The 25330-nt window shown below is 71.5% G+C and carries 26 protein-coding genes; 10 read left to right on the forward strand and 16 right to left on the reverse strand.

Going from position 1 to position 25330, the window contains the following annotated elements; genetic code table 11:
- The first annotated feature begins 8 nt into the window (after nucleotides 1–8).
- From OV207_RS10395 to nagZ, 3 genes are all read left to right on the forward strand, one after another.
- Entirely contained in the window at nucleotides 9–890 is an 882-nt protein-coding gene (locus OV207_RS10395; RefSeq protein WP_193427957.1) for a DUF58 domain-containing protein, read from the forward strand.
- Nucleotides 887–2986 (forward strand): BatA domain-containing protein, encoded by a 2100-nt coding sequence (locus tag OV207_RS10400; protein ID WP_267554654.1) that lies wholly within the window; start codon nucleotides 887–889, stop codon nucleotides 2984–2986. Before OV207_RS10395 ends, OV207_RS10400 begins: the two co-directional genes overlap by 4 nt.
- Nucleotides 2987–3119: 133 nt before the next feature.
- The gene (nagZ, locus tag OV207_RS10405; RefSeq protein WP_420715202.1) at nucleotides 3120–4184 is read left to right on the forward strand and encodes a beta-N-acetylhexosaminidase; all 1065 of its coding nucleotides are present in this window, start codon (nucleotides 3120–3122) and stop codon (nucleotides 4182–4184) included.
- Between the two features lie 77 nt (nucleotides 4185–4261).
- On the opposite strand, the gene OV207_RS10410 is transcribed toward nagZ, so the two are convergent.
- The 4 genes from OV207_RS10410 to OV207_RS10425 all read right to left on the reverse strand — a co-directional run bounded on the left by OV207_RS10410 (nucleotide 4262) and on the right by OV207_RS10425 (nucleotide 6731).
- A complete protein-coding gene (locus OV207_RS10410) occupies nucleotides 4262–4627 on the reverse strand; it encodes a hypothetical protein (RefSeq protein ID WP_193427960.1) in 366 nt (121 codons plus the stop codon).
- A 142-nt stretch (nucleotides 4628–4769) separates the two neighbouring features.
- Nucleotides 4770–5288, reverse strand: coding sequence for a hypothetical protein (locus tag OV207_RS10415; protein ID WP_267554659.1), 519 nt, complete (start codon nucleotides 5286–5288; stop codon nucleotides 4770–4772).
- Between the two features lie 238 nt (nucleotides 5289–5526).
- Entirely contained in the window at nucleotides 5527–6195 is a 669-nt protein-coding gene (bcp, locus tag OV207_RS10420; protein ID WP_267554661.1) for a thioredoxin-dependent thiol peroxidase, read from the reverse strand.
- Between the two features lie 50 nt (nucleotides 6196–6245).
- Entirely contained in the window at nucleotides 6246–6731 is a 486-nt protein-coding gene (locus tag OV207_RS10425) for a hypothetical protein (RefSeq protein ID WP_267554662.1), read from the reverse strand.
- Nucleotides 6732–6788: 57 nt separating this feature from the next.
- Between OV207_RS10425 and OV207_RS10430 the strand changes: the two genes are divergently transcribed.
- A complete protein-coding gene (locus OV207_RS10430; protein ID WP_193427964.1) occupies nucleotides 6789–7430 on the forward strand; it encodes a hypothetical protein in 642 nt (213 codons plus the stop codon).
- A 24-nt stretch (nucleotides 7431–7454) separates the two neighbouring features.
- On the opposite strand, the gene OV207_RS10435 is transcribed toward OV207_RS10430, so the two are convergent.
- Complete coding sequence (locus OV207_RS10435) at nucleotides 7455–8774, reverse strand: response regulator (RefSeq protein ID WP_193427965.1); 1320 nt, start codon at nucleotides 8772–8774, stop codon at nucleotides 7455–7457.
- A gap of 124 nt (nucleotides 8775–8898) precedes the next feature.
- Between OV207_RS10435 and OV207_RS10440 the strand changes: the two genes are divergently transcribed.
- The 3 genes from OV207_RS10440 to OV207_RS10450 are packed head-to-tail and all read left to right on the forward strand — an operon-like array spanning nucleotide 8899 to nucleotide 10935.
- A complete protein-coding gene (locus tag OV207_RS10440; protein WP_193427966.1) occupies nucleotides 8899–9231 on the forward strand; it encodes an MXAN_6627.5 family MYXO-CTERM protein in 333 nt (110 codons plus the stop codon).
- A gap of 33 nt (nucleotides 9232–9264) precedes the next feature.
- The gene (locus tag OV207_RS10445) at nucleotides 9265–10305 is read left to right on the forward strand and encodes a class I SAM-dependent methyltransferase (RefSeq protein WP_193427967.1); all 1041 of its coding nucleotides are present in this window, start codon (nucleotides 9265–9267) and stop codon (nucleotides 10303–10305) included.
- A gap of 51 nt (nucleotides 10306–10356) precedes the next feature.
- A complete protein-coding gene (locus OV207_RS10450; protein WP_267554666.1) occupies nucleotides 10357–10935 on the forward strand; it encodes a Uma2 family endonuclease in 579 nt (192 codons plus the stop codon).
- Nucleotides 10936–10938: 3 nt separating this feature from the next.
- On the opposite strand, the gene OV207_RS10455 is transcribed toward OV207_RS10450, so the two are convergent.
- The 4 genes from OV207_RS10455 to OV207_RS10470 form a co-directional block, all read right to left on the reverse strand.
- Nucleotides 10939–11859 carry a tetratricopeptide repeat protein gene (locus tag OV207_RS10455; RefSeq protein ID WP_267554668.1) on the reverse strand — a complete coding sequence of 307 codons (921 nt, stop codon included), beginning with the start codon at nucleotides 11857–11859 and terminating at the stop codon, nucleotides 10939–10941.
- On the reverse strand, nucleotides 11846–12931 hold the full coding sequence (locus OV207_RS10460; protein ID WP_267554670.1) for an MBL fold metallo-hydrolase: 1086 nt from the start codon (nucleotides 12929–12931) through the stop codon (nucleotides 11846–11848). Before OV207_RS10460 ends, OV207_RS10455 begins: the two co-directional genes overlap by 14 nt.
- Nucleotides 12904–13488, reverse strand: coding sequence for a hypothetical protein (locus tag OV207_RS10465; protein WP_267554671.1), 585 nt, complete (start codon nucleotides 13486–13488; stop codon nucleotides 12904–12906). Before OV207_RS10465 ends, OV207_RS10460 begins: the two co-directional genes overlap by 28 nt.
- Before the next feature lie 97 nt (nucleotides 13489–13585).
- Entirely contained in the window at nucleotides 13586–15076 is a 1491-nt protein-coding gene (locus OV207_RS10470; RefSeq protein WP_267554672.1) for a PLP-dependent aminotransferase family protein, read from the reverse strand.
- Nucleotides 15077–15297: 221 nt separating this feature from the next.
- On the opposite strand from OV207_RS10470, the gene OV207_RS10475 reads away from it, so the two are divergent.
- Entirely contained in the window at nucleotides 15298–15816 is a 519-nt protein-coding gene (locus tag OV207_RS10475) for a hypothetical protein (RefSeq protein ID WP_267554674.1), read from the forward strand.
- 113 nt (nucleotides 15817–15929) lie between these two features.
- Here OV207_RS10475 and OV207_RS10480 read toward each other — a convergent pair whose 3' ends face one another.
- From OV207_RS10480 to OV207_RS10510, 7 genes are all read right to left on the reverse strand, one after another.
- A complete protein-coding gene (locus tag OV207_RS10480; protein WP_267554676.1) occupies nucleotides 15930–17390 on the reverse strand; it encodes a DNA/RNA non-specific endonuclease in 1461 nt (486 codons plus the stop codon).
- Between the two features lie 146 nt (nucleotides 17391–17536).
- Complete coding sequence (locus OV207_RS10485; RefSeq protein WP_267554677.1) at nucleotides 17537–18097, reverse strand: gamma-glutamylcyclotransferase family protein; 561 nt, start codon at nucleotides 18095–18097, stop codon at nucleotides 17537–17539.
- Between the two features lie 124 nt (nucleotides 18098–18221).
- The gene (locus OV207_RS10490; protein ID WP_267554861.1) at nucleotides 18222–19319 is read right to left on the reverse strand and encodes an NAD(P)/FAD-dependent oxidoreductase; all 1098 of its coding nucleotides are present in this window, start codon (nucleotides 19317–19319) and stop codon (nucleotides 18222–18224) included.
- Between the two features lie 13 nt (nucleotides 19320–19332).
- Entirely contained in the window at nucleotides 19333–21087 is a 1755-nt protein-coding gene (locus OV207_RS10495) for a fatty acyl-AMP ligase (RefSeq protein ID WP_267554679.1), read from the reverse strand.
- A complete protein-coding gene (locus OV207_RS10500; RefSeq protein ID WP_420715203.1) occupies nucleotides 21084–21335 on the reverse strand; it encodes an acyl carrier protein in 252 nt (83 codons plus the stop codon). Before OV207_RS10500 ends, OV207_RS10495 begins: the two co-directional genes overlap by 4 nt.
- Nucleotides 21336–21351: 16 nt before the next feature.
- Nucleotides 21352–21927 carry an isoprenylcysteine carboxyl methyltransferase family protein gene (locus OV207_RS10505; protein ID WP_193428142.1) on the reverse strand — a complete coding sequence of 192 codons (576 nt, stop codon included), beginning with the start codon at nucleotides 21925–21927 and terminating at the stop codon, nucleotides 21352–21354.
- Entirely contained in the window at nucleotides 21921–23009 is a 1089-nt protein-coding gene (locus OV207_RS10510; protein ID WP_267554682.1) for a type III polyketide synthase, read from the reverse strand. Before OV207_RS10510 ends, OV207_RS10505 begins: the two co-directional genes overlap by 7 nt.
- Nucleotides 23010–23412: 403 nt before the next feature.
- On the opposite strand from OV207_RS10510, the gene OV207_RS10515 reads away from it, so the two are divergent.
- Complete coding sequence (locus tag OV207_RS10515; protein ID WP_267554684.1) at nucleotides 23413–24786, forward strand: TIGR02270 family protein; 1374 nt, start codon at nucleotides 23413–23415, stop codon at nucleotides 24784–24786.
- 48 nt (nucleotides 24787–24834) lie between these two features.
- Complete coding sequence (locus tag OV207_RS10520; protein WP_267554686.1) at nucleotides 24835–25299, forward strand: DUF4150 domain-containing protein; 465 nt, start codon at nucleotides 24835–24837, stop codon at nucleotides 25297–25299.
- The last annotated feature ends 31 nt before the right edge of the window (nucleotides 25300–25330 follow it).

Here is a 25330-nt window from a genome sequence, read left to right on the forward strand (position 1 = left end):
CACACCCCATGGCGCTGCTCGACGCCCAGACGCTGTCCCGCCTCCAGGGCGTGAAGCTGCGCGCCCGCGCGGTGATGGAGGGCGTGCTGTCCGGCCTCCACAAGAGCCCGCATCAGGGCCAGAGCGTGGAGTTCGCGGAGCACAAGGAGTACGCCCCCGGCGACGAGCTGCGCCACCTGGACTGGAAGGCCTACGGCAAGTTCGACAAGTACTACGTCAAGCGCTACGAGCATGAGACGAACCTGCGCTCGGTGATGGTCGTGGATGCGTCCGCGTCCATGGGCTACCAGAGCGGCGCCCTGTCCAAGCTGGAGGTGGCGAAGACGCTGGCGGGCGCGCTCAGCTACCTGCTGGTGCGCCAGCAGGACGCGGCGGGCCTGTCGCTGATGGTGGGCGGGGCGTTCCGGGACGTGCCCCCGCGCGCGTCGGCGGGCCACCTCAACGTGCTGCTGGACGCGCTGGAGCACACGGAGGCCAAGGGCCCCACGGACCTGGGCAGCGCGGCGGACCACCTGGCGGAGGTGCTGCCCCGGCGCTCGACGGTCATCGTGCTGTCGGACCTGCTGGATGAACGGCAGGAGGCGCTCAAGCGGGTGCTCTCGCTGCGCCAGCGCAAGAACGACGTGGCGGTGTTCCACCTGGTGGACCCCGCGGAGCTGACGTTCCCGTTCGATGACCCCACGCTCTTCCTGGACATGGAGGGCGAGGGCCGCATCGAAGTGAACCCGCGCGAAATCAAGCAGAGCTACCTGGAGGAGTTCGGCGCGTTCCTCGCGGACGTGAAGGCGAAGTGCGCCGAGGCGGACGTGGACTACGAGCTGGTGCGCACGGACGAGCGGCTGGATGAAGTGCTGCTGCGCTTCCTGGGGCGTCGCGGGAGGCGCAGGTGACGTTCGGCAACCCGTGGTTCCTGCTGGGCGCGCTGGGTGCGCTCATCCCCGTGCTGGTGCACCTGTTCGACCGCAGGCGGCCCCGGGCGCATCCGTTCGGGCCCATGGCCTTCGTGCTGCGCAGCCAGAAGCGCACGGCGAGCCGGCTCAAGCTGAAGCGGCTGCTGCTCTACACGCTGCGCACGCTCATCCTGCTGGCCATCCCGCTGGCGCTGGCGCGGCCGGAGTTCAGCCGCGACGCGCAGGCGGCCACGGTGACGCGCGGACCGGCGGCCACGGCCATCATCCTGGACGCGTCGCTGTCCATGCGCTGGTCGGACGGCACGGCGCTGTTCGAGGAGGGCCGCGACGAGGCGCGCGACGCGCTCAAGGACCTGCTGCCGGAGGAGCCCGCGACGGTGCTGGTGTGCACGGGCGCGCCGGACGCACCGCCCCCGCCGGGCTTCGACCGGGCCCGGCTGCGGGCGCTCGTGGACGAGGCGAAGCCCACCTACGGCACGGCGGACCTGTCGCGCTGCCTGGACCTGGCCGCGCGCGCGCTGGAGGAGAACCCGATGCCGGGCAAGCGCCTGGTGGTGGTCTCCGACATGACGGCCTCCGGCTTCCGGCTGGAAGCGCCGCCGCCCACGGTGAAGGGCCCCACGGGCGCGCTGGTGAAGCCGGAGGTGGTGCTGCGCGACGTGGCGGAGGGCCGCGACACCCTGGACAACCACGCGCTGGTGGACCTGCGGGTGGAGCCCGCGCTCCAGGCGGGGCCGCGCTCGTACCAGTTCACGTTCACGGTGCGGAACTTCGGCGCGAAGCCGGTGAAGGACCTGGAGGCCGCGGTGCGTGTGGGCGAGTCCACGCTGGCCAAGGGCTTCGTGGACGTGCCGGCGGGAGGCACCACGCAGAAGACGCTGACGGTGCGCTTCCCCCAGGGCGGCACGGTGGTGGGCGCGGTGACGCTGGCGCCGGACGCGCTGGCGGAGGACGACCGGCGGCCTTTCGTGCTGCCGGTGCCGCGCGGGCTGAAGGCGCTGGTGGTGAACGGCTCGCCGCACGCGACGCGCTACCGGGATGAGGCCTTCTTCGTGGACGCGGCGCTCACGTCGCCGGGCTCGCCGGTGGACGTGGCGGTGCGCGACGCGGAGGTGGGCCTGCGCGAGGACTTCAGCGCGTATGACCTGGTGCTGCTGCTCAACGCGCCCGCGCCCTCGGAGGACGAGGCGGCGAAGCTCAGGACCTTCGTGGAGAACGGCGGCGGCCTCTTCGTGAGCGTGGGCGACCACGTGAACCCGGACACGTACAACCAGCGGCTGGGCGCGCTGCTGCCCCGGCCCCTGCGCCTGGTGCGCACGAGCGCCGAGCGCGAGGACCCCGACGCGGAGACGAAGACGGCGAAGCTGGCGCAGGTGCAGGTGGAGCACCCGCTGTTCGCGCCCTTCACGGGCCGGGCGGAGGAGGGCCTCATCGGCGCGCGCTTCTACAAGTACATGCTGCTGGAGGCGGACAGCCCGTCCGCGCCGGGGACCAGCCAGGTGCTGGCCACGTACGAGGACGGAGCACCGGCGGTGGCGGTGGCGCGCCGGGGCAAGGGACGCGTGGCGCTGTTCACCAGCACGGTGGACCGCGACTGGAGCGACTTCGCCATCCGGACCAGCTTCCTGCCGCTGATGCAGCGCTTCGCGGCGTACCTCACGGGCTCGCTGGAGGAGCGCGAGGAGGTGCGCGTGCGCGTGGGCGAGACGGTGACGCTGCGCCCGGAGGGCACGCAGAAGGTGACCGCGGTGCGCGCGCCGGACGGCGGCGAGGTGCCGGTGAAGGCCCAGCCGGACGGCTCGTTCGTCGCGGGCCCCACGGTGGAGCCGGGCGTGCACACGGTGCTGGGCGCGGACGGCAAGCCCGTGGCCGCGCTGGGCTTCGCCGCGACCCTGGACCCGGCGGAGAGCGACCTGTCCCGGGTGCCGCAGGACACGCTGACGGCCTACTTCGGCGAGGACACGGTGAAGGCGTCCACCGGGGACGCGGACAAGCCCGCCGTGCCGCTGTGGACGTGGCTCATCCTGGCCGCGTGCCTGGCGTTCTTCTTCGAAGGCACGCTGCTGCGCAAGTAGCCGGCTGCTCCGCGCCCTGACAGGCAGCCGACGCTCGGGAGCGCATCCGCTGCCCCACCGGCGGCGGGCTCTGCCACACTGCGTGGCCGTGAGCCCTGCTTCCGCCCTCTATCGCGACTGCGCCCGCCTCTTCATGGTGGGCTTCCCTGGCACCCGCATCGACGCCGACCTCGCGGCGCTGATGGATGACGGCATCTACGGCGCCATCCTCTTCAAGCGAAACGTGGGCACCGCGAAGGAGACCGCGGCGCTGTGCCACGAGCTGAAGGTGCGCGCGGGCAGGCCCTTCATCCTCTCCGTGGACCAGGAGGGCGGCCGCGTGGCGCGGCTTCGCGGCGCGCCGTTCACGGCACTGCCGCCCATGCGGGAGCTGGGACAGCGCGGCGATGAAGCGCTGGCCGAACGCGTGGGCCGGCTGCTCGCGCACGAGCTGCGCGCGGTGGGCTTCGACTGGGACTTCGCGCCGGTGCTGGACGTGGACACCAACCCGGCCAACCCGGTGATTGGGGACCGCAGCTTCAGCCGCGACCCGGCGGAGGTGGGCCGGCTGGGCGTGGCGCTCGCGCGGGGGATGGAGGCCGGCGGCGTGGCGTCGTGCGGGAAGCACTTCCCGGGACACGGCGACACGACGACGGACAGCCACCTCACCCTGCCCCGGCTGCCGCACGACCTGGAGCGACTGCGCCGCGTGGAGCTGGTGCCCTTCCAGGCCTTCGCGAAGGCGGGGCTCGCGTCGTTGATGACGGCGCACGTCCTGTTCGACGCGCTGGAGCCCGGCGTGCCGGCGACCATGAGCCACCGCGCGCTGCACGGCATCCTGCGCCAGGAGCTGGGCTTCGACGGGGTGCTCGTCAGCGACGACCTGGAGATGAAGGCCATCGCGGGGCACTACTCGGTGGAGGAGGCCGCGGTGCAGGGCACGCTCGCGGGCGTGGACCTGTTCCTCGTGTGCCACCGCGCGGACGTGCAGCGCGGTGCCATTGAAGCGCTGGTGAAGGCGGTGGAGTCCGGCCGCGTACCGCGCGAGCGCATCACCGAGGCCCACCGACGCCTGGACGCGCTCGCTGCCCGCTTCGCGCACCCCGCCGAGGACCGGCTCGCCACGCTCGGCGATGCGGACCACCGAGCGCTCGCGGAGGGCCTCGCCAGCGCGTTCACCGGCAAGGACCCGACGGAGGTCATGCTCGCGTCGCGCTGAGCGCGGGTAGCCGCGCTCCCGCGCGAACGGCCCTTCCGGCACAGGCTTCGGCGCGCTCCGGCCCTGGAGCGAGCGCGTCACTCCTCGGTCGGGTGTCCCCGCGAACGCCTCTGTTCGTGCCCCTGGATGAACTGCTGCGTCCCGCCGGGGTCCTGGGTGTTCTCATTGGGCGCGGTGTAGCCCGGCGCGCCAATCTTGTTGGTGTGGCCCTGGGCGCCCGCGCCATCCTCCGCGGCCGTGGTGCCCGCGTTTCCGGCGCCTCCGGTGCCGGGCTCCATCGGCGTCATCGGCGTCCCGCGTTGCTGGGTGTTGGCGATGCCCTCGTAGCGGCTCCCACCCTGGGGCATCAGCGGCCTGTCGCGATTGCAGCCCGGTCCAATGAGCGCCACCGCGGCGGCGAAGGTCCCCAGCATCGTCCAGCGGCAGAGGGTTCGGGAATGCATGACCTGCTCCTCCTGGAGGCATGACGGCCTCGACAAGGAAGGAGTGGCCATCCCAGCCCCCCGCCGGAAGTCGGTTGCGGGGGCGGAGCACGGGCGCCCGCCGGCACGCTGACCGGCAGGACGCCCTGGGACTTCAGGACTGCTAGCGCTGCAGGTAGATGGGCTGGCTGACGTAGCTGTAGGGCGCGTCGAAGCCGCGCGCGCTCTCATTCGCCGTGGAGATGTTCCAGCCGCCCAGGCCCCACGCGGTGGGCGAGTAGGTCGCCCCACCCAGCGCGCCATAGCGGTGCGCCATCATCCCGCCCGCGTTGTCCCAGAGGGAGTTGTTCTCCTTCCCGTTCTTCGCCGGCGTGCGCGGGTCGATGCTGGAGCCAATCTTCCCGATGGATTCGTTGTAGCCCCGGTCCACCGTCAGCATGTACTGCGGCAGCTTCGCGGCCGCGTCGCCCTGGTGGGCGGCGCCAGGGGCTTCGTTCCCCTGCTGCTCGGCCACGTTGTACAGGGCCTCGCCCTGCTTGCCGCGCTGGGCGAAGGCATTGCCCCGGGGCTCATCCGGCTGCTTGCCGCCCGTCTCCGGGAGGCCGCCGCAGGCCGTGCCCAGCAGCACGCCCGTCACCAGCGCCGCCGTCCCCATCCACCGCTGAATGCCTCGCTCGCGCATGTTCATCGTCTCCGCCATCCCCGAGGAATGGTCATGCTGCCCGCGCCAGCCACCGGGCATCCGCCCGACGGCTCGCCTTGCAGGTCGCCCACTGCCAGGGCCTGGAGGCCACGGCGGGGCTGGGTCATGAACGGCCAGTCTCCCAGGAAGAAGGAGACCCACCACGGGGCGGAGGAATACACGGTCCCGGCCTCCCTGTCCCGCCAGGAGTGCACCGGCAGGCCCCCGCCCTCCCCCGTCAGGCGCGGGCACCCTTCCGGGCCGGAGCCTTCGCCGCCGGGGCCTTCTTCGCCGCCGGTTTCTTGACAGTGGCCGGCTTCGCCACGGCGGCCGGGGCCTTCTTCGCGGCGGGGGCCTTCACCGCCGGGGCCTTCTTCGCGGCAGGCGCCGACACCGCCGGCGAGGGAGCCCTGCCCGAGGAGACCTGGGGGGCCGCGCCGGCAGGTTGCTGGAGCGAGGCCAGGACCTCCGCCACGTGTCCTGCGACCTTCACCTTGGGCCACACGCGCAGCACCTTGCCGTCCGGTCCGATGAGGAAGGTCGCGCGGATGAGGCCCATGAACTTGCGGCCATAGAGGGACTTCTCCCCCCACACCCCGTAGGCGTCCGCCACCGCGTGGTCCGGATCCGCCAGGAGCGAGAAGGGCAGGCCCTGTTTCGTGGCGAACTTCTGGTGGCTCGCGGTGCTGTCCGGCGACACGCCCAGCACCACCGCGCCGGCCTTCACCAGCGCGGAGTGTTCGTCGCGGAAGTCACACGCCTCCGTGGTGCAGCCCGGGGTCGCGTCCTTCGGGTAGAAGTAGAGGACGACGTGCCGCCCCTTGAGCTGCGAGAGGGAGACGGTGGCGCCGCTCTGGTCGGGGAGCGAGAAGCCGGGGGCCTTGTCACCTGCTTGGGGCATGGGCATGTGACGGCTCCTTACCCAGCCCCCGGCGGCTTCTCAACCCCGCGCGCGCCTCAGTGATGGTCCGCGCTGCCCTCGCCCGGCGGGTGACTGCTGGCCTCCAGTTGGACCAGGTCCGCCTGGCAGCGCTGCAACACCTTGCGCAGCATCTCGCGGGTCGTGTCCGTCGACGCCTCGCCCATCTTCTTGGCGAGGCTCTCACAGGCGGCGCGCTTCGCGTCCGCCTCGCTGGCGCCAGGGCCCGTCGCGCCGGGGCGGGCCAGGGGGCGCGGCGGGAGCTTCTCGCGGGCGGCCTTCAGCGCGGCCAGCCGCTTCTCCGCTTCAGGGCGGCTCTTGGAGTCCTTGGGGACGGCCTCGAACTGGGCGACGACCTCCGCCCAGGCCGGGTCCTGCGGGGCCACTTTCTGGTCGATCAACGCCTGATAGCGCCCCTCGGCCTTGGCGAGTTGCTCCGGACCGGGATCCTTGGAGCAACCCGACAGCACGAGCAGGCCCATCAACAGCAGCGCGGTGGAGTGTCGTGGGTGGGCAATGCGCATGGTGTGGTGCTTCCTCCTGCTGGCCACCCGGTTAAACCACGGCTAGGGTGCGCCGTCGTGGCTCCCATCCTGCTCGCCTTCCTGCTCGGCCTGACCCAAGGTCTGCTCCATGCCCTGGGGCCGGACCACTGCGCCGCCATGGCCACCCTCGGTACCCTGGGCGGCGGCCGGCGCCGCGTCGCGGTGATGACCGCGCTGCGCTTCGCCCTGGGCCACGCGGCCATGCTGGGCGGCATCGCCGCCGTCTGCCTCCTGGCGGGCGTGGGCCTGTCGGAGACCTTCGAGCGCTGGGCGGAGGTGTTCGGCGGCGCCGTGCTGGTGGCGCTGGCCGTCACCGCGCTCCTCTTCCCGCAGAGCCTGGACCACGGGCACCCGCACCTGCCCGGCCATGATCGCAAGCCCCACGAGCACGTGCACACGGTGAGCACCGCCGCGGGCGCCTTCATGGCCGTCAGCGGCGTGCGCTCGCTGCTCATCGCCCTGCCCCCGCTGCTGGTGGGCGGCAGCATGAGCCTGGCCGCGTGGACGTACCTGCCGGGCTTCGCGCTGGGCATCCTCATCGGCATGGGCGCCGTGGGCCTGCTCTTCGCCGAGGGGCTGTCCCGCGCCAGCGCGCGCATCAACCTGTGGATCCAGCGCGGGGTCGCGGTGGGCTCCGGCGCGCTGGGCCTGTTCTGGATCGGCTCCCGGCTGGTGTAGCAGCGCGGGAGGCGCTTCCCGCGGCTACCGCTTGTCCAGGATGCCCAGCGCCATCATCGACACCAGGAAGCCGTAGACGACGTGCTCCGGGCGGTTGGCGAACGCGAGCAGCTCCGCCACCACGCGGTTGCCGTCGATCTTGGGCAGCAGCTCCGCCTCCCAGCGCTCCAGCTCCACCTCGTTGAGGCCGTAGGCGGGGGCGACCGCGGGGATGAGCCGGTCCTCGGGCTGGAGCAGGCGGCGCAGGCGCTCCGGCTTGTAGAGCTTCTTGATGCCCCGGACGATGAGGTTGGCCGGGTGCACGTCCAGCTTGATGGACTCCGCGGAGGCCTTCTCCTTGAAGCTCATCACGTACGTGCCCTCCTCCCAGGAGAAGAGCGAGTAGATGATGGCCTTCACCTGCTGGCCCACGTAGTACAGCCGCTCCGTGTCCTTGAGCAGGGCGCGCTCCACCAGCACGTCCCCGGTGCGGCGCTGGCTCAGCGCGGCGACGGCGGACGCGTCCTGGAGCTGCTCGGGTTTGATCTTCCCCACGCGCACCAGGAACTGCCCGAAGCGGTCCGCCAGCAGGTTGGAGAGCGCGAACACCGGGGTGCCGTTCTCGAAGTAGACGACCTTCTTCACCTTGCCGCGCTGGATGCCCAGTTCGCCCGTCTCGCGCGACAGGTAGAAGGCGGTGAGCAGCGACGGCAGGTTGTCGCGCAGCTCGCCCCGGCGGCTGCCCGGCGCGCCCGCGCCCACCGGCAGCGGATCCGGCGGGCGGCCCGGCGTGGGGGCCCGCACCTGGGTGGAGGGCACCTTCTGCATGGGCGTGGCGGTGAGGTTCGCGCCCCGGATTTCGGCCGTGAGGTTGCCGCCGCCCGTGACCTTGATGCGGCCGGTCAGCTCCATGGCGTCCTGCGGGCCCTCCTCCTCCACGTCGATGTCCAGCTCCACCTCGAAGGCGTCCTGCATCGAGGCGGCGGGGGCCTTCTTCTCCGCGGGCAGCACCTTGGCCACCGCTTCGAGCAGCTTCTGGGCCTCGAAGGGTTTCTCGAAGTAGCCGGCGGCCTGGTACTTCTGGCGCGCTTCGGTGGCGTGCTTGCCGCCCTTGAAGACACCCGTGATGAAGAGCAGCGGGAGCTGGGGGTTGTCCTTCCGGAGCGTGTCCGCCAGGTGGTAGCCCATCATGTCGGGCAGAAGGATGTCCAGGACGGCACACCCGGGCGGCGAGGCGCGCGCGGCTTCGATGCCCTGCTTGCCACGGCTGGCGCCCACCACCTCATACCCGGCGTCCTCGAAGAGCTGGGTGAGGAGGGAGAGGAGCTCCAGGTTGTCGTCCACGACGAGGATTCGAGGCGCCATCGCGGGGGGACCGTAGCAGATTCGGACGCCCTGTCGGCCAGCGATTCCGGGAAGCCCGGAAGGCCGTCCCCTTCAGCGGAAAGATGCAAGCGTGCCGCCGGGGCGTTAGGGTGGCGCCCGCCTCATGTCCTCCTTCTTCTCGCGCCTCCGTCCGGCGGGGTTCCTGACCCTGGCCGGCCTCCTGCTGCTGTCGCCCCTGGCGACCGTCGCCCAGACCCAGACGGATGCCGGCGAAGAAGACCCGGGCGGCGAGGAGGGCGAGGACAGCGTGGGGCGGGTGCCCACCAACTGCCGCAGCAGCAGCGACTGCGCGCCGCGCTTCAGCTGTGACGAGGGCGGCAAGTGCAAGTACACCGGGATCCGCAAGGCCCAGACCCAGGGCTGTCTGCTGGGTCCTGAAGCGGCCCTGCTGGTGCTGGGCGCGGCCGCGGTGGCCGGCTCCCGGCGCCGTCGGTAGGTAGCAGCCCCCTCACCCAAGGAGCGACGCGCGATGCGGCTGGGCCTCAAGGCGGACAACCTCCTGGAGCGGGTGGCGGACTTCCTCAACCTGGCGCCCCAGCCCCTGGCGCACGCCTTCTTCGGGATGATGGCGTCGCGCACGCTGATGGCCGGCGCGCGCCTGGGCGTCTACGCGGCGCTGGCGGACGGCGCGGCGACCGCCGAGGCGCTGGCGGCCCGGCTCAAGACGAGCACCGAGGGCATGCGCGCGCTGCTGGAGGCGCTCATCGCCTGCGAGGTGGTGGAGCTGCAGCGCGGCCGCTTCCGGCTGGCCCCCAGGGCCCGGCGCTGGCTGGACCCGCGCTCGCCGCAGGCCATCACCGCGTTCCTGGAGTTCAACTACGCGCAGTGGGACTGGTGGGGGCAGCTGGAGAACGCGGTGAAGAGCGGGCAGTCGGTGGACATCCACCAGTTCGCTCCGGACGACCCGCGCTGGCGCGACTACATCCAGGCCATGTACCAATTGGCGCGGCTGGCCTCGCCGGAGGTGGCGGGGGCCATCCCCCTGCCCCGGGGCGCCAAGCAGCTGCTGGACCTGGGCGGCGCGCATGGCTGGTACGCGGCGGAGCTGTGCCGGGTGCACCGGGGCCTGAAGGCCACGGTGGTGGACCTGGAGGGCAGCGTGCGCGTGGGGCGGGAGATCATCGCCCAGGCGGGGCTGTCGCACCGGGTGACGCACCGGGAAGGCGACGTGCTGCACGCGGACCTGGGCGGGCCGTATGACGGCGTGCTGCTGTTCCAGGTGATGCACCACCTGACGCCCGCGCAGAACGTGGCGCTCCTGCGGCGCGTGCGCGGGGCCATGGCGTCCAAGGGGACGCTCGCGGTGCTGGAGTACCTGCGCGAGGAGCGCGACACGCAGGGCACGTCCGCGCCGCTCATCGGGCTGCACTACTTCCTCACGTCGGGGGCGGCGGCGTACACGCCCGCGGAGGTGGAGGGGTTCCTGGACGACGCGGGCTTCCGCGTGCAGAGCACCCGGCCCATCCGCCACCTGCCCTTGCAGACGTTGATCATCGCGCAGCCGGAGTAGCGGCCCGGCCGCTCGCTTGTCAGACGGCGCTGCTATCTCCACACTCCAGGCATGGCCTATGGCGCGAAGACGCTCGAGGGTCCCGCGACCCTCGCTGACATCGAGGCCCTGCCCGAGGGCGTGGTGGGCGAGATCATCGACGGAACGTTGTACACACATGCGAGGCCCCGGGCCGAGCATGGCTACTTCGGATTGAGGCTCTTCCGCGAGTTGGACGAGTCCTTCCAACTGGGCGGGGAACAACCCGGCGGCTGGTGGATCATGGCCGAGCCGGGCATCCGGGTGGGCGGCTCCCCGGAGTTCAGCCCGGACCTCGCGGGCTGGCGGCGCGAACGGGTTCCAGCGCTGCCCCAGGGGCAATGGACCGACGTGCCCGACTGGGCGTGTGAAATCCTCTCTCCCTCCACGCGCGGCTACGACCAGCGCATCAAGCGGCCGTTCTACGCGCGCATCGGCATCCGGCACCTGTGGTTCGTGGACCTGGAGGTGCGCACGCTCACCGTGAGCGAGCTGCGGGAGGGACGCTGGGTGGAGATGGGCGTCTACGCCGAGGAGGATGACCTCATCCGGGCGCCACCGTTCGACGAGCGGGACCTGCGCCTGGGCTGGCTCTGGAAGTCCATCCGCTAGGGTTCACTTCCGCCGCTTCGCCTTCTGACGGGCGGCCAGCTCGCGCTCCTCCTCGAGCTGCCGCTCAAAGACCTCCCGCTGGAACTGCGCGAAGTCCACCATGGGCCGCTGCCTCGGGGAGGGGTGGGGGCCGGCGTGTTCGAGGACGGCGTTCAGCGCGGAGAGCGCCTCCGGAACCAGCTCCTGCTTGATGAGCACCAGGGCCCGTCCCAGGAGCGCCGCGGACACCACGGACCGCATCCGGGGATCCGGATCCTCGCAGTAGCGCACGTCCACCGTGTCGAAGCATTCAAGGGCCTCTTCCCAGTGTCCCAGCCCCTGGAGGGCATGGGCCCGTTGGAGGAGCGCCCCCGACGCCATGTCGACCTTGAGGGGCTCCGGGTCCCCGTCGCACGCCTCCAGCAGGGCTTCGCTCAGGCGCAGCGCTTCCTCGTGCTCCTCCAGTTGGTTGTACACGTTCGGCAGCAGCAACCGGGCCACCCCCACCGCGTTGCGCAGGCCCCCGGGCGGAGGCTCCGACGAACCGAAGCGGCGCAGCACCTCCCCCACGCACTGGAGGGCCTGCTGGGGCCTGTCCTGCTCCATCAGGAGACTGGTCCGGTACACCATGGCCCAGGCCACGCCCTCCCACAGCGCGGGCTTTCGCGGGCTCCAGAAGCGGCGCTCCACCTCGTCGAAGTGGATGAGGGCCTCCACCACCTGGCCCTGCTCCGACAGCGCCGCGCCCCGGTGCCCCAGCGCTCGCGCCACCTGGAGCTGGAGCGCGGGCACCCGCGACGCCGTGTGGCGCCGGTACACCGTGTCACAGAGCGGGATCACCTCCAGGACCTGCCCCGCGCGGATGAGCAGGCGCGCCCGGTCCATCAGCGCCTTCGCCTCCTCCTCCGGTGAGACAGGGGGCGTGGCGCCGTCAGCGTCCGGCATCAGCCCGCCCCGCGTCCCCGGGCGCCAGCGGCGGCACGTCCCGGCCCTCGCCGAAGCCGAGCGCCCAGAAGCGCGGCCGCACCTGCTCCTTCAACAGCAGCCGCAGGAGCAGGTACTTCGCCTCGTCCTGGCCGTCGAAGGCCATGGGGAAGGTGCCGTAGTGCATCGCCACCGACGTGGCCGAGCGCAGCACGCGGTGCGCCTCCAGCGCCTGCTCCGGGCCCATGTGCACCGGGTGGATGATGCGCGGACGGAATGCCCCGATGGGCAGCACCGACAGGCGCATGGGCCCGAAGCGCTCCGTGATGCGCTGGAAGTGCGGCCCCAGGCCGGTGTCCCCCGCGAAGAGCACCGGGCCGCCGGAGGTCTCCAGCACGTAGCCCGCCCACAGCGTCTCCTCCTGGTCTGTCAGCCCCCGGTTCGAGCGGTGCTGCGCGGGCACCGCCGTGACCTTCAGGCCCGGCGGCCCGCCCTGCGCGGACTGCCACCAGTCCAGCTCCTCGACGTGCTGGAAGCCCTCGGCCTTCAAGAGCTCCCGGTTGCCCAGGCCCACGAGGAACAGCGGGTGGTGCGCGGCCTCCAGCATGCGCAGCGTGGGCAGGTCCATGTGGTCGTAGTGGTTGTGGCTCACCACCACGACGTCGATGGGCGGCAGGTCCTCGAAGCGGATGCCGGGGGGCCGCACGCGCTGGGGGCCCACGAAGGACACGGGGCTGGCCCGGTCCGAATAGATGGGGTCCGTCAGCACGTTCACCCCGTCCGCCTGGAGCAGCACCGTGGCGTGGTTGATGAACGTCACGCGCAGCTGGCCCGGGCCCACGCGGGTGGGGGGCTTCGGCCCGAAGGGCAGCGCCTCGTACGGGCGCCACGCGCCGCGCTCCTCCTTCAGCGCGGCCCCGATGAGCTTCAGGGCGGGCAGCTTCGGGGCGTCGCCCAGGTTGCGGAACGTCTCGCCGTCGAAGTGGTCGGTCGCCGGGCCCCGGTGCACGGTGCCGGCGAAACAGCCCGTCCACAGCGACAGGGCCAGCACGGGCCACAGCCGGGTCACTTGATGACGATGGTCCAGTCGCATTCGAAGGGCTCTCCGTCGAGGGATGGCAACACGTAGCGCGAGGCCTGGATGCTGGCGAGCGCCTGCGCCAGCAGCTCCGGGGGCAGCATCGCTTCGCGCACTTCACACTGTTGGGGCACGCCGCCCCGCACCAGCCGGCACGTCACGCGGACGTGGTGCTTGCGCCCCTCGCGCCAGCGCTGGAAGGCCTCCTGGAACACCGGGTCGTCCGGTGGGCCGCCGCGCACGCGCCGGGGCTCCTTCACGTGCTGGGACAGCCAGGAGCAGGCGTCCTTCACCTGTCCGTCGCAGGCCTTGCCCATCAGGGACAGCGCGCGCAGGCGCTCCGGGCCCCGCGCGTCCGTGGCCAGGAGCGTGAGGGCCTGGTCGAAGCAGTCCTTCGCCGTGCGCACCGTGCAGGCGTCGGTGGTCACCGGGGGCGTGCCCGCGGCGAAGGCCCCGACGGGCGCGGGGCGCATCAGGTCCTCCGCCACGCGCGCCGGGTCGCTCTTGCGCGGGCCGCACGCGGACGCGGCGCACAGCAGGGCCAGCAGGGGGAGGGACGGACGCCAGGACATGGCGCCATCGTAGACGGCCCGGGCCGGGGAAGGGTCGGCCCCTGGGCTGAATCTCCACGCGGGGCCGTGGAGTGAATGTGTCCGGAGGATGTCGGCTTCAGCGCCCGCGCAGGGCCTCCAGCGCACGGGCCAGCGTCCGTGTCCCCGCGCGGAGGGCGTCCGGGCGTACGCCGCCGAAACCGAGGACGAGGCCGGCCTCACGACTCCGCCCGAGGAAATAGTCGGACAGGGCAGCCACCTCCACGCCCCGCCGGGCCGCTTCCTCGCGGACGCGCAGGTCGGACAGGGGCGCCGCGAGCGACGCGGACACCTGCATGCCGGTGTCACAGGGCCGGGGCGTCAGGGCTCCAGCGCAGTCGGCGCGCAGCGCATCCAGCAGTGCTTCGCCGCGCTCCCGGTAGGCCACCCGCATCCGGCGCAGGTGGCGCGCGAAGTGACCTTCCGCGAGGAACACCGCCAGGGCCGCCTGCTCCAGCGATGAGGCGGGCGCGGGGGCGGAGGCACGGGCCGAGGCGAAGGCGTCCACCAGGGACGGCGGCGCGACGAAGAAGCCCAGGCGCAGGCCGGGGAACATCGACTTGCTGAAGGTGCCCACGTAGACGACGCAGCCGGTCTCATCCAGCCCCTGGAGCGCGGTGAGGGGACGGCCCCGGTGACGGAACTCACTGTCGTAGTCGTCCTCGATGATCACGGCCCGCGTGCGTGCCGCCCAGCGCAGCAGCGCCATCCGTCGCGCCAGGCTCAGCGTGGCGCCCAGCGGATACTGGTGCGAGGGCGCCACCACCGCGACGCGGGCCCGGGGCGCCCGAGCCATGCCAGCGCCCACGTCCAGCCCTTCCGGATCCACGGGCACGGGAACCGTCCGGCCACCCGCGGCGAGCACCGCGCGACGGACACCGGGGTAGCCCGGGTCTTCCACCCAGACCGCGTCTCCCGGGTCGAGCGCGAGCCGGAGGACCTCATCGAACGCCTGCTGCGTCCCTGCGGTCACGAAGATCTGTTCGGCCACACACCGCACCCCGCGCGACGCGGACACATGGACAGCGATGGCTTCGCGAAGGGGTGCATGGCCCAGCGGGTCACCCCCATCGAGCAGCCCGGTGCTCGCGCGCGCATGGACGCGCGTCACCGTGCGCCCCCACAGCGCGGTCGGAAACAGGTCGAGCGCAGGGACGCCAGGACGGAAGGCACGGGGCGCCGCGCCCAACCGGGGCGCCCCCACCGGTGAAGACTTCCGGATCCGGGCCGAGGCGGCGAGCCGGGGGCCCCGGGACGCACGGAAAGGGGCGCTCCGGGGCCGGTCCTCGGGGGCGATGGGCAGTTCGGGAGCGACGCGGGTGGAGGCGCCAGCGCGGGCCACGACGTAACCCTCGGCGGCGAGTGCATCCAGCGCCTGGAGGACCGTGCTGCGGGCCACCTCCAGCTCCGCGGCGAGCTGGCGGGATGAAGGGATCCGCCATCCCGGCGCCAGCGCTCCGGAGAGGATGCGCGCGCGGACACCCTCGAAGATCTGCTCGTGGAGCGGCGTGGACGTTCGCGGGTCCAGGCGGAGAAGCAGGGAGGTGACGGCGCCGGGAGGGGTCTTCAACTGGTAGGGCCGGTTCGCTCGAAAGTGGTCTTCATGACCCTACCAGCTTGCTGACAAGGATGGCTCCCGCACCCGAACTCCGGAAGCCCCCATGTCGTCCGCTCCTACCGCCTTCTGCACGGTCTGCATCCGGCGCTGAGCGGGCCACTCGAACATCTGACGTTGGCGCCCACCCTCCGTTCCCGGTTGCGCTGATCCGCTTCCCGAAAAGGACTCCCACCATGAAGCCTCTTCCCCCGCTCCCCACTGGCGACGTGCACGACTTCGACTTCTTCCTGGGCGAATGGACCTGCCACAACCGGCGCCTCAAGAAGCGACTTGCGGGCAGTGACGACTGGGACACCTTCGCGTCGAGAGCGCGCTGTCGGACACACCTGGGCGGCGTGGCCAACGTCGAAGAGGCCGAGTTCGAGCGAGGCTTCTCCGGAATGGCGCTGCGGCTGTTCGACCTCCAGCAGCGGCGCTGGTCCATCTACTGGGTCGACAGTCGCGGAGGCGTGCTCCTGCCCCCCGTGCACGGAGGCTTCACGGGAGATCACGGCATCTTCTACGGCGAGGACACCGACGACGGCCGTCCGGTCCAGGTCCAGTTCCGGTGGACGCGACAGGGGACGGATCGCGCGCGGTGGGAGCAGGCCTTCTCGCTCGACGGAGAGACGTGGGAGACCAACTGGGTGATGGAGTTCACCCGGGTGCCGGAACGGACGGCATCCACCGCTTCACCCGGCACCCCGCGGTAATGCGGGCCCCGTCCCGCTGAAGCGGTTCGACAGGCTGCCGGGCAGTGGAGAAGCGGGACGGGGGCGTCGTGTGGCTCAAGTACCGCGTGCGCAACGAGGCTCGCTGAGCCCCATCAGCCGCGCAGCAGCGTCGCGGACTCGTAGAGGCTCTGCTGCTGGAAGATGCCGGCCGCGGACGCGTCCGTCTCCAGCTTCTCCTGCACGCCCTTGGGCAGCTGCGCGTAGAGGTCCTGGCCCAGCAGCCCCTCCAGCTGGTCCACCGGCACGCGCGAGGCCTCCAGCATGGGGACGATGTCGTCCTTCTTGGACGGGCCTTCCTTCGCGTTCGGCACCATGTACGCGAACATCGACAGGTTGCCGTTGGGCAGCTCCAGCAGCACCGTCTTGAAGTTGTGCGTGGGCACCGCCATCTTGCGGTCCTTCGCGCCCATCGTGTCGATGGACTCGGGCGGCAGCGGCTTGCCCTTGTCGTCCAGGTACAGGTTGCCCGTGACGATGTAGGCCTTGCCGCCCGTCTCCTTCACCAGCTCCGACACGCCGCGCTCCAGCGTGCGCCACACCTGCTGGTTGTGATTGCCGTGCTGCGGGGCGATGTTGCTCATGTAGTGGCCTTCGTTCATCGCCGCCTGCGTGGGCGAATCCTCGGCCGCCTTCATGTGTCCCCGGTCGAAGCCGGTGTTGTTGTAGTCGGAGTCCGTCACGCCCCCGACGCCCACTTCCGGGTCGCGCACGAAGGTGCTCTTGAGCCGGCTGACGTCCGCGGGCGTCTCCTTCACGTCCGCCGCGGACAGCATGTAGCTGACGAACGTGGGCACGTTCTTGTCCGTGTCCAGCAGCGTGCGCGAGTACTCCTTCACCAGGTTCAGCCCGGGCGTCGCGCCCTCGCCGCCCACCGGCCGGAGCGGATCCATCTCGCCCGCGACCTCCGCCACGCGGCTCTGGAAGGTGGCCATCTGCTGGTCGGGCACCCACTGCGTGTCCGCCGCCGTGCCCGTGCCCTTGGCCTGGTTCGCCTTGGACGCGTTCACGTAGGCCGTCAGCTCTTCCGCGGACAGCTGGCCGTCCGCGTTGCCGCCCAGCAGGTCCGCGCGCTTCGCCACCGACGCCTGCCAGGGGCTGTCGAACGCGTCCACCGACACCGACTGCGCGCCCCCCGCGAGCTTCGCGTCGAGCGCCGCGCGCTGCTGCTGGATGGCTGTGGACGTGAGGAACTGCGCGTCCGTGGGCGCGGAGAGGTACGCCTCCAGCTCCGCCGCGGACACCTGGCCGTTCTCACCCCGGCCGCCCACGCCGCCCTCGTCCGCCGCCTTCAGCAGCCGGCCCTGCCAGCTCTCATCCGTCCAGCCGAACTTCTGCTGGAGGTCGGAGATGGCCACCTCCTTGGTCGCGGAGCGCTTCCAGCTTCCCCCCGAAGGGGCCGCCACCGTGTTGGAAGGAAGGGCGCCGGCGGGAGCGGCGTTGCCCGGCACGGGCGCGGCAGGCACCGCGGTGTTCGCGGGCGCGGCGGCGGTGTCGGACGCATTCGCGGGCGCAGGGCGCGGGGGAGCGGCTCGCGTCGGGATTCGCAGCGACATGCGGTGAACGTCCTCGGGGCCGGTGGGGGAACAGTCCGGGAGAGGGGCCCCTCCACCCATCGTCGGCGCGACGCGGCACCCGGTTGCGTCGCGCCTCCCTTTTTCTCAGGTGCCAGGGCTTTTTTCGGTCAGGATCAACCCGGCTGTCACTTTATGCCGGGCTTGTGGGGCGCCTGCGGGAGGTGGCCGTCGGGTCGGGCGTGCTGGACGGCATGGACGATGCGGGCTTCGGCCTGGAGCTTTTCGACGACAGCGGCAGGCAGGCGGGCGCGCTCGGCGGCGACGGCGAGGGTGATCAGGAAGGCCTCGCTGACGGGCCCCTGGGTGGAGGTGTTCCGGGCGGAGGGGGTGAAGGCGTGGGCCTCCACCACGTCGCCTGACGCGGTGCGCACCCGCACCGGACGCTCTTCATTGGCCAGGGCGAGGGCGGTCTCCAGGCGGGCCAGGACGGACCAGGACTCGGCGTCCACGGCACGCAGCCGGCCGGTGACGTGGTGTCCGGGGGCGTCCACGAGGCGCGCGACCCGGCCGCCCCAGTTGGGCACGTGGACGTCATAGACGACGTCCACGTCCAGGGCTTCGGCGAGCTCGCCTTCGGGGAAGTCGGGCACGGGGGGCAGGCCGTGCAGGTGCCGGCTCGCCGCGGCCGGAGCCAGGTCGAGGGAGAACGCGAACCAGGGACGCGAAGCCGCGGGGCCAGATGCCATGGACCCGAGTGTCCCCGGCGTGCGGCGGGCGGACAAGGGGCAGGCGGTGCGGATCCGCGAGGGTGGGCGCCGGGCAGGCGCGGACCCTTCCGGACGCGGCGGGATTCGCGACCACGGGTCCGGGTCACGTCACCACGGCGGCGAGGATGCGCTCGAAGAGCCAGGGGCAGTGACCCAGCAGGCGCACCACGGGCCTGCGCAGGCGCGGACGCCGCGCGAGCATCAGCAGGCCATGCGTCGTCCAGGAGTACTTGCGGAACACGCGCTGGAAGGTGCGCTCGTAGGGCAGCAGCGTGTCGCGGCCCGCGCCCTTCGCCAGTGCGTCCGGGAGCAGCGCGCCCAGGGACTCCGCGCAGGCGAAGGCCAGGGTGAGGCCTTCGCCCGTCACCGCGTCCACATAGCCCGCCGCGTCTCCCACCAGCGCGAAGCGGTCCGCCACCCGCGTCCGGGCCACGCGCGCCAGCGGGCCCGCGCCGCGCACCTGCGAGTCCGGCTCCACGCCCGCGAGCCTCTCCGCCAGCCTCGGGAAGTGGGCCAGCAACGCCTCGAAGCCCACGCGCTCCGCCACGGTGCCCGCCTCCCACAGGAAGGCGATGCCCACGCGCTCCGCTCCGGCGGGCGTCACGTACGCCTCGACGCCGGAGGCGAAGTGCACCTCCACGTAGGGCGTCCACGGCACGCGGCGGAAGTGCCGCCGCAGCCCGAAGCGGCGCGGGCCTTCCTGCACCACGTCCAGCCCCTCCGCGCGGCGCAGCGGCGAAGCCAGTCCGTCCGCCGCCACCAGGAACCGGGCCTGCACCGACCCCGTGGGCGTCTCCAGCAGCACCCCCTCCTCCGTGCGCTGGTGCGCCACGACCTGCGAGTACTCCCGCAGGTCCACGCCCACCTCGCGCGCGCGCGTCACGAGCGCCGTGGACAGCGCCAGCCTGCGCACCCCCAGCCCACCGGGGGCCGGCAGCAGGCCTTCCGCCGTGGTGCCATCCTCCTGCACGTAGCGGATGCCGACGAAGGGCGAGCTCTCGCGCCGGTCCAGGTGCGCCAGCACGCCCAGCCGCTCCAACGCCGCGAGCCCCGAAGGCATCAGGCCCTCACCACAGGCCTTGTCCACGGGCGTGGAGGAGCGCTCCAGCACCACCGTGTCCAACCCGCGCTGGGCCGCGGCGATGGCCACCGCGAGCCCCGCCGGACCGCCTCCGACCACGACGACGTCGTGGCGTTTCACCCGCCCCGCCCCGTCACGAGTCATGCTCGGCGCGCACCATCGCCAGCGCGCTCTTCGCCATCTCCACCGCCATCCCCACCGCGCCCATCTTCTTCGGCGCCGTCAGCTCGCCGGTCAGATAGCGCCGCAGCGCTTCACCCCGGCGCAGCTTGCCGCTGGACGTGCGCGGCAGCGTGCCCGGCTCCAGGATGCGCACCGTGTGCGGCTGCACGCCCGTCGCCGCCACCACTGCGGAGCGGATGTCCGCCTCCACCGACGCCTCATTGCCTGGCGCCGCGCGCTCCGCGAGGATCAACAGCGCTTCGTCCTGACTGTCCTCGGGCGTGAAGCCCAGCGCCACCGCGCAGCCCGTGCGCACGCCCTCCACCGCGCCCAGCGGCTCCTCGAAGGCCTGCGGCGCGTGGTTCGCGCCCCGGATGATGACCAGGTCCTTCGCGCGGCCCGTCAGGTACAGCTCCCCGTCCACGCCAAAGCCCAGGTCCCCCGTGTCCAACCAGCCGTCGCCCGTGAGCGCGCGCTCCGTCGCCTCCGCGTCCTCGAAGTAGCCGCGCATCACCGACGGTCCCTTCGCGAACACGCGCCCCACCCTGCGCTCCGGCAGCTCCGCGCCGTCCTCGCCGCGCACCTGCACCTCGAAGCCCGCGATCGGCGCGCCCACGCTCACCAGCGTCCGCGTCCCTTCGCGCGCCAGTCCTTCGCGCGCGAGAACGTTGGGCTCCACGCCCAGCTCGCGCGGCCCTCGTCCCGCCGGGGGGAACGTCACCGCCAGCGAGGCTTCGGACAAGCCATACACCGGCCGCAGCGCCCGCGCGGAGAAGCCCCACTTCTCGAACCGCTCCGCGAACCGGCGCAGCGTGTCCGCGGACACCGGCTCCGCGCCGTTGAGCGCGTGGTGCCACCCGGACAGGTCCACGCCCTGGAGCTCCGCGTCCTTCACGCGCTTCAGACACAGCCCGTAGGCGAAGTTCGGCGCCGGGGACACGAAGCCCCGGTGCCGCGACAGCGCCCGCAGCCACAGCGCCGGCTTCACCAGGAACGTCTCCGGCGGAATCAGCACCAGGCTGCCCGGGTAGTACAGCGCGGAGAGCACGCAGCCGATGAGTCCCATGTCGTGGTACAGCGGCAGCCAGCTCACGCCCACCGGCGTCACGCCGGCCGCCACCGGCATCGCCGCCTCCAGCGCCGCCACCTGCGCCACGAGCGCCCCGTGCGTCAGCGCCACCGGCTTCGGCGCCACCGTGGAGCCGGACGAGAACTGGATGAGCCCCAGCGCTTCAGGCCCCACCTCCACCTCCAGGTCCTCGTCGCCGTGCATCACCGCGTCCACCGTGTGGCAGCCCAGCCGGGGCCGCGCGGCCTCCACGCTGGGGCCCAGCAGCAGCCGCACGCGCATGTCCGTCAGCACCGCGACCGCGCCCGTCACCTGGAGCATGCGCGACGTCGCCCGGTGGTACTCGTCCAGCCGTCCCAGCCGCACCGGCGGATACAGGGGCACCGGCACCGCGCCCGCCAGCAGCGTGCCGAAGTAGGCATCCATGAACGCGGGCGACGTGGGCAGCAAGAGCGCCACCCGCTCCCCCGGCTTCACGCCCAGCCGCGCGAGCCCCGCCGCCGCCCGCTTCGCGCGCCGGTAGACGTGGGCCCACGGCAGGGACGTCTCGCGCTCGGAGGCGTCCACGAACACGAGCCCCAGCGACGTGTGCGACGTCGCCCTCAACATCGCGTTCACCGTGGCGTGCTTCAGCGCGGGCAGGGGCGGTCCCTTCATGGCTGGGCCCCCACTTCCGAGTGCGCTTCGGCGACCCGCATGGCCACCAGCCGCGACAGGTCCTCCACCGTGCGCACGCCCTGCGCGTCCTCCTCCGACAGCATCACCCGGAAGCGGTTCTCCAACCCCACCGCCAGCACCGTCAGCCCCAGGCTGTCCAGTTGCAGGTCGCGCAACAGGTCGTGCGAGGGCTCCACCACGCCCTCGAACTCCAGCTCCTCGCGGGCGATGCGGCGGATCTCCGTCATCACCTCCGTCACGGTGTCAGCCACGGCGAACCTCCGGAATGAAGCGGGGACGGTGGGCGAACGCCTCGGAATACATCGCGCCGAGCGCCGCCTCCTCCGCGCGGATGCGCACGAAGAGCAGGGCCGCGTTGCCCACCGTGAAGACCACCGCCGTCACCCACGCCCCGTGGATGAGCGGCACGCACAACAGCTCCAGCACCACCGCCACGTAGTTCGGATGCCGCAGGAACCGGTACGGGCCGCCCGTCACCGGCGCCAGCCCCGGCACCACGATGATGCGTGAGTTCCACCGGTCGCCCAGCGTCCCGATGGCCCAGTACCTCAAGCCCTGCGCCACCACCGCGCCCACCAGCGCCACCACGCTCCACGTGCCCCAGAAGGGCCGGTGCAGGCCGAACACCTCCGCCACGCACGCCACCAGGAAGAGCGTGTGGAACACCACCATGAAGCGGTAGTGCCCCTGCCCCGTCTCCACCCCGCCGCGCTCGAAGGCCCGCGCCGCGTTGCGCTTGGAGAGCACCAGCTCCAGCAGCCGCTCCGCGATGAGCAGCACCATGAAGCCCGCGAACAGCATCTGTGTGCCGGTCACCAGCGCACCAGGACCATCTCCGCGCAGAAGCCCGGCCCCATCGCCATCACCACGCCCCATTCACCCGGCTTCGCGCCCGCCTCCTCCAGCGTCTCGCCCAGCACGAAGAGCACCGACGCGCTGGACAGGTTGCCCACCTGGCGCAGCGACCTCCACGAGCGCTCCAGCGCGCCCGCCTCCAGTTCCAGCGCGGACTCGAAGCCCTCCAGCACCTTGGGCCCGCCGGTGTGCGCCACCCAGTGCCGCACGTCCTGGCGGGTGAGGCCGTGCTCGGCGAGGAAGCCGTCCACGTTGCCGCGGATGTGGTCCTTCACGAGCTGCGGCACCTTGGCGGACAGCACCACCTTGAAGCCCGTGTCCACCACGTCCCAGCCCATCACCCGTTCGGTGTCCGGATAGAACACGGACCGCGAGCCCACCACGCGAGGCCCCGTCGCGCCGGGAGCCTCCGCGCCCCGCAGCACCACGCACGCCGCGCCGTCGCCGAAGAGGCCGGAGGCGATGATGTTGGGGATGGACAGGTCCTCGCGCTGCAACGTCAGCGAGCACAGCTCCGCGGCGATGAGCAGCGCCGTCTGCTTCGGGAACGCGCGCAGGTAGTCCGACGCCCGGGCCAGTCCGGCGGCGCCCGCCACGCATCCCAGGCCGAAGATGGGCGTGCGCTTCACGTCCTCGCGAAAGCCCATCCGGTTGACCAGCCGCGCGTCCACGCTGGGGGTGGCGATGCCCGTCACTGTGACGAAGAAGACATGGTCCACGTCCTTCGGGGTCAGGCCCGCGCGCTCCAGGGCCTGGCGCGCCACGGTCTCCGACAGCTCCGTGGCCACGCGGATCCACGCGTCGTTGCGCTGCTGGAAGGTCGCGAGCGCCGGGTACTCCGCCAGCGGCAGCGCCAGGTGCCGGCCGCCGACCTGGACGTTGCGGTGCAGGTCCTCCAGACGCTCCAGGTTGAAGTGCTTCGTCGCCCACAGGTCGCGCAGCGCCGCGATGAGCTGTTCCTGGCTGGCGTAGTGCGGCGGAAGCGCGCGGCCCACCGCGCTCAAGGAGGGCGAAGGCACGGTGTCGTGACGGGTCGAGCTGAGCATGTAGTCCCTGGAGGGTCCCACCCTGGAAGTCGAGTTCCCACGCTTAACCGGCGAACGGCCCAGATGCGATGGCCTACCGTCGAGGTGCATACGCCTGAACGTCCCAGGGCGTTTCCACTGTTGCGCACGCGACGCGCTGCGGTCTCTCCCTGGCCTCGGTGCGCTGCCCCCCTCCGTCCACAGGCACCTGTTCCCCCCTCCAACCGGCCCTCCGTCCACGAATGCGTTCGGAGCCGAGGGGGTCATCAGCACCTCCTCCTCCTGACGTCCTTCGCAGCCTCGGTGTTGAGTCCCTTGGAGTGATCGCTGGGCATACAGCTTGGCCCTTTGTCGCCCACCAATCCAAGACCTGGCTTCGTGCTACCTTCATGAGGGATTGGCTCACCGTCAAACCAAACTCCCCATGGAACGCACCGAATCAGCGAGCCGCCGTCATCAGGCCCGTTCTCTTCTAGAACAACCCGATAGGATTCCGCGTTGGGATGTCCTGGAGGTGCATCTGGACGATGCGGCCTTTCTGTCCACGCAGTGGGACCGGGCCCTGGAATGCTCGAACCGAAACCTCCAGCGCGTGAAGGAAAGCGTCGAGCAACGCCTGCATTCCCATCTGGATGCACTCGTGGTCGCTGGCTCCAAGGTAGCGGAACGCATGCTGCGGCCCGCCCGCTCGCACGAGGACCCTGAGTACATCCGAGCCGCGTGCATGGCACTCCTGCGGTCAGGCACACCCAGGGGGTTGGACTCCGTGCTCCAGACCTTCCTTGAAGGCGAACCGGACATGCGCAAGGAAGCACAGCGCGCACTGGAACTGGAAGGCGGCGAAGGGCTTCCACGTTGCCTTCATCTCCTCCTCTCGCACGCGGAGCCACGCATACTGGCTGCCGTGCTTGAGGTGCTCCGCTTCCGTCGGATCCCCCTGGAAGCATCATGGAAGGAGTCATTGGCACGCGTGGAGGCACCCGACCTTCAGTCCGCGCTCCTACGTGGAGCGTGTTTCGCCCCGCAACAGGAGGTCCGGCCCGCCGAGCTTCGAACAGCCCTCCAAGCCCTGGATCCAGCGATTCGCGAGGCGGCCCTGGTGCTGGGCCTCGTGCGTGGCCAACGCATCGCGTGGCAAGCCTGCCAGCAACAGCTGGACGCCAGAGATGGGGCCGGAAGCATGGCGCGGCTTCTGCTCGCAATCGGAGGAGAGGACAAGGACATCGAACGGCTGAAAAGCCTGCTCCAGGTGCCCGAACTCAGAGCCGATGTGCTCTGGGCACTCGGCTTCAGTGGGCGACCGGCCGCAGCCGAAGCCTGTCTGCCCTGGATGCATGACAAGGCCTTCGCCAACATCGCGGCGGAGGCGTTCTGCTCGATCGTTGGCCTGAAGCTGGAGGGTCCCCTGGCGAAAGAACAGGATCCAGAGGACGAGGAACCTGGGCCACTCGAGGAAGACCTTGACGGCGAGCCGCGCCCTGGAGGCGCAGCTGCACTCATCGCACCCGCTCCCGAAGCCGTCACGTCATGGTGGGCCAGGGCTCGAAGAGGATTCGATCCAACCGAGCGGTATCGCAATGGCGCGCCCACGAGCGCACGGGACCTGAGCACGGTGCTCCTGGGCGCCCCCATGCGCCGTCGGCCTCCCCTGGCACTTGAGCTGTTGATCCGAAGCCAGGGCCGCATCGGGGTGGAAGTCCGGGCATGGGCTCGCTTACAATGGGAGCAATTGCATGCTGCGAAGGGTGAGTCGGGACGTCTGAAGGCCCAGCCATTCGCCACGGCAATGAACGGATGAACTCCGTCACGCGTCACTGAAGCCTGGTCTGGACTCCAAGGGAGCGGCATGGGAACGACAGTCGGCGTGAACAAGATGTCGATCGTCCACAAGGACTCCAACGGCGTGACGATGGCCATGCCGGACGTCTGCAAGACGCCCAGCCCAGCAGGCCCGGTCCCCATCCCCTACCCCAACATCGCGCGCTCGGCGGACACGGCGAAGGGGAGCGAGACGGTGCTGGCCGAGGGCAAGCCCGTGTGCGTCAAGGACTCGAACTTCAGCACCAGCACCGGCGACGAGGCCGGGACAGCGGGAGGCGGTGTCGCCTCCAACAAGACGAAGGGCAAGGCGGAGTTCGTCAACTACTCCTTCGATGTGAAATTCGAGGGGAAGAACGTGGCCAGGGCCATGGACCTGATGACCCACAACGACAAGAACACGCCACCCTTCCCCCTCATCCAGCCTCCGGTCATCGCCCTGGGAAAAGGACCGGACGACTCGAAGTGTCTCTGCTGCAAGAAGACCCTCTAGTCTGCTGGAGCGCGTACGGTGAGGCTCGTCG

The organism is Corallococcus sp. BB11-1 (genome assembly GCF_026626625.1).
GTDB classification, from domain to species: Bacteria; Myxococcota; Myxococcia; order Myxococcales; family Myxococcaceae; genus Corallococcus; species Corallococcus soli.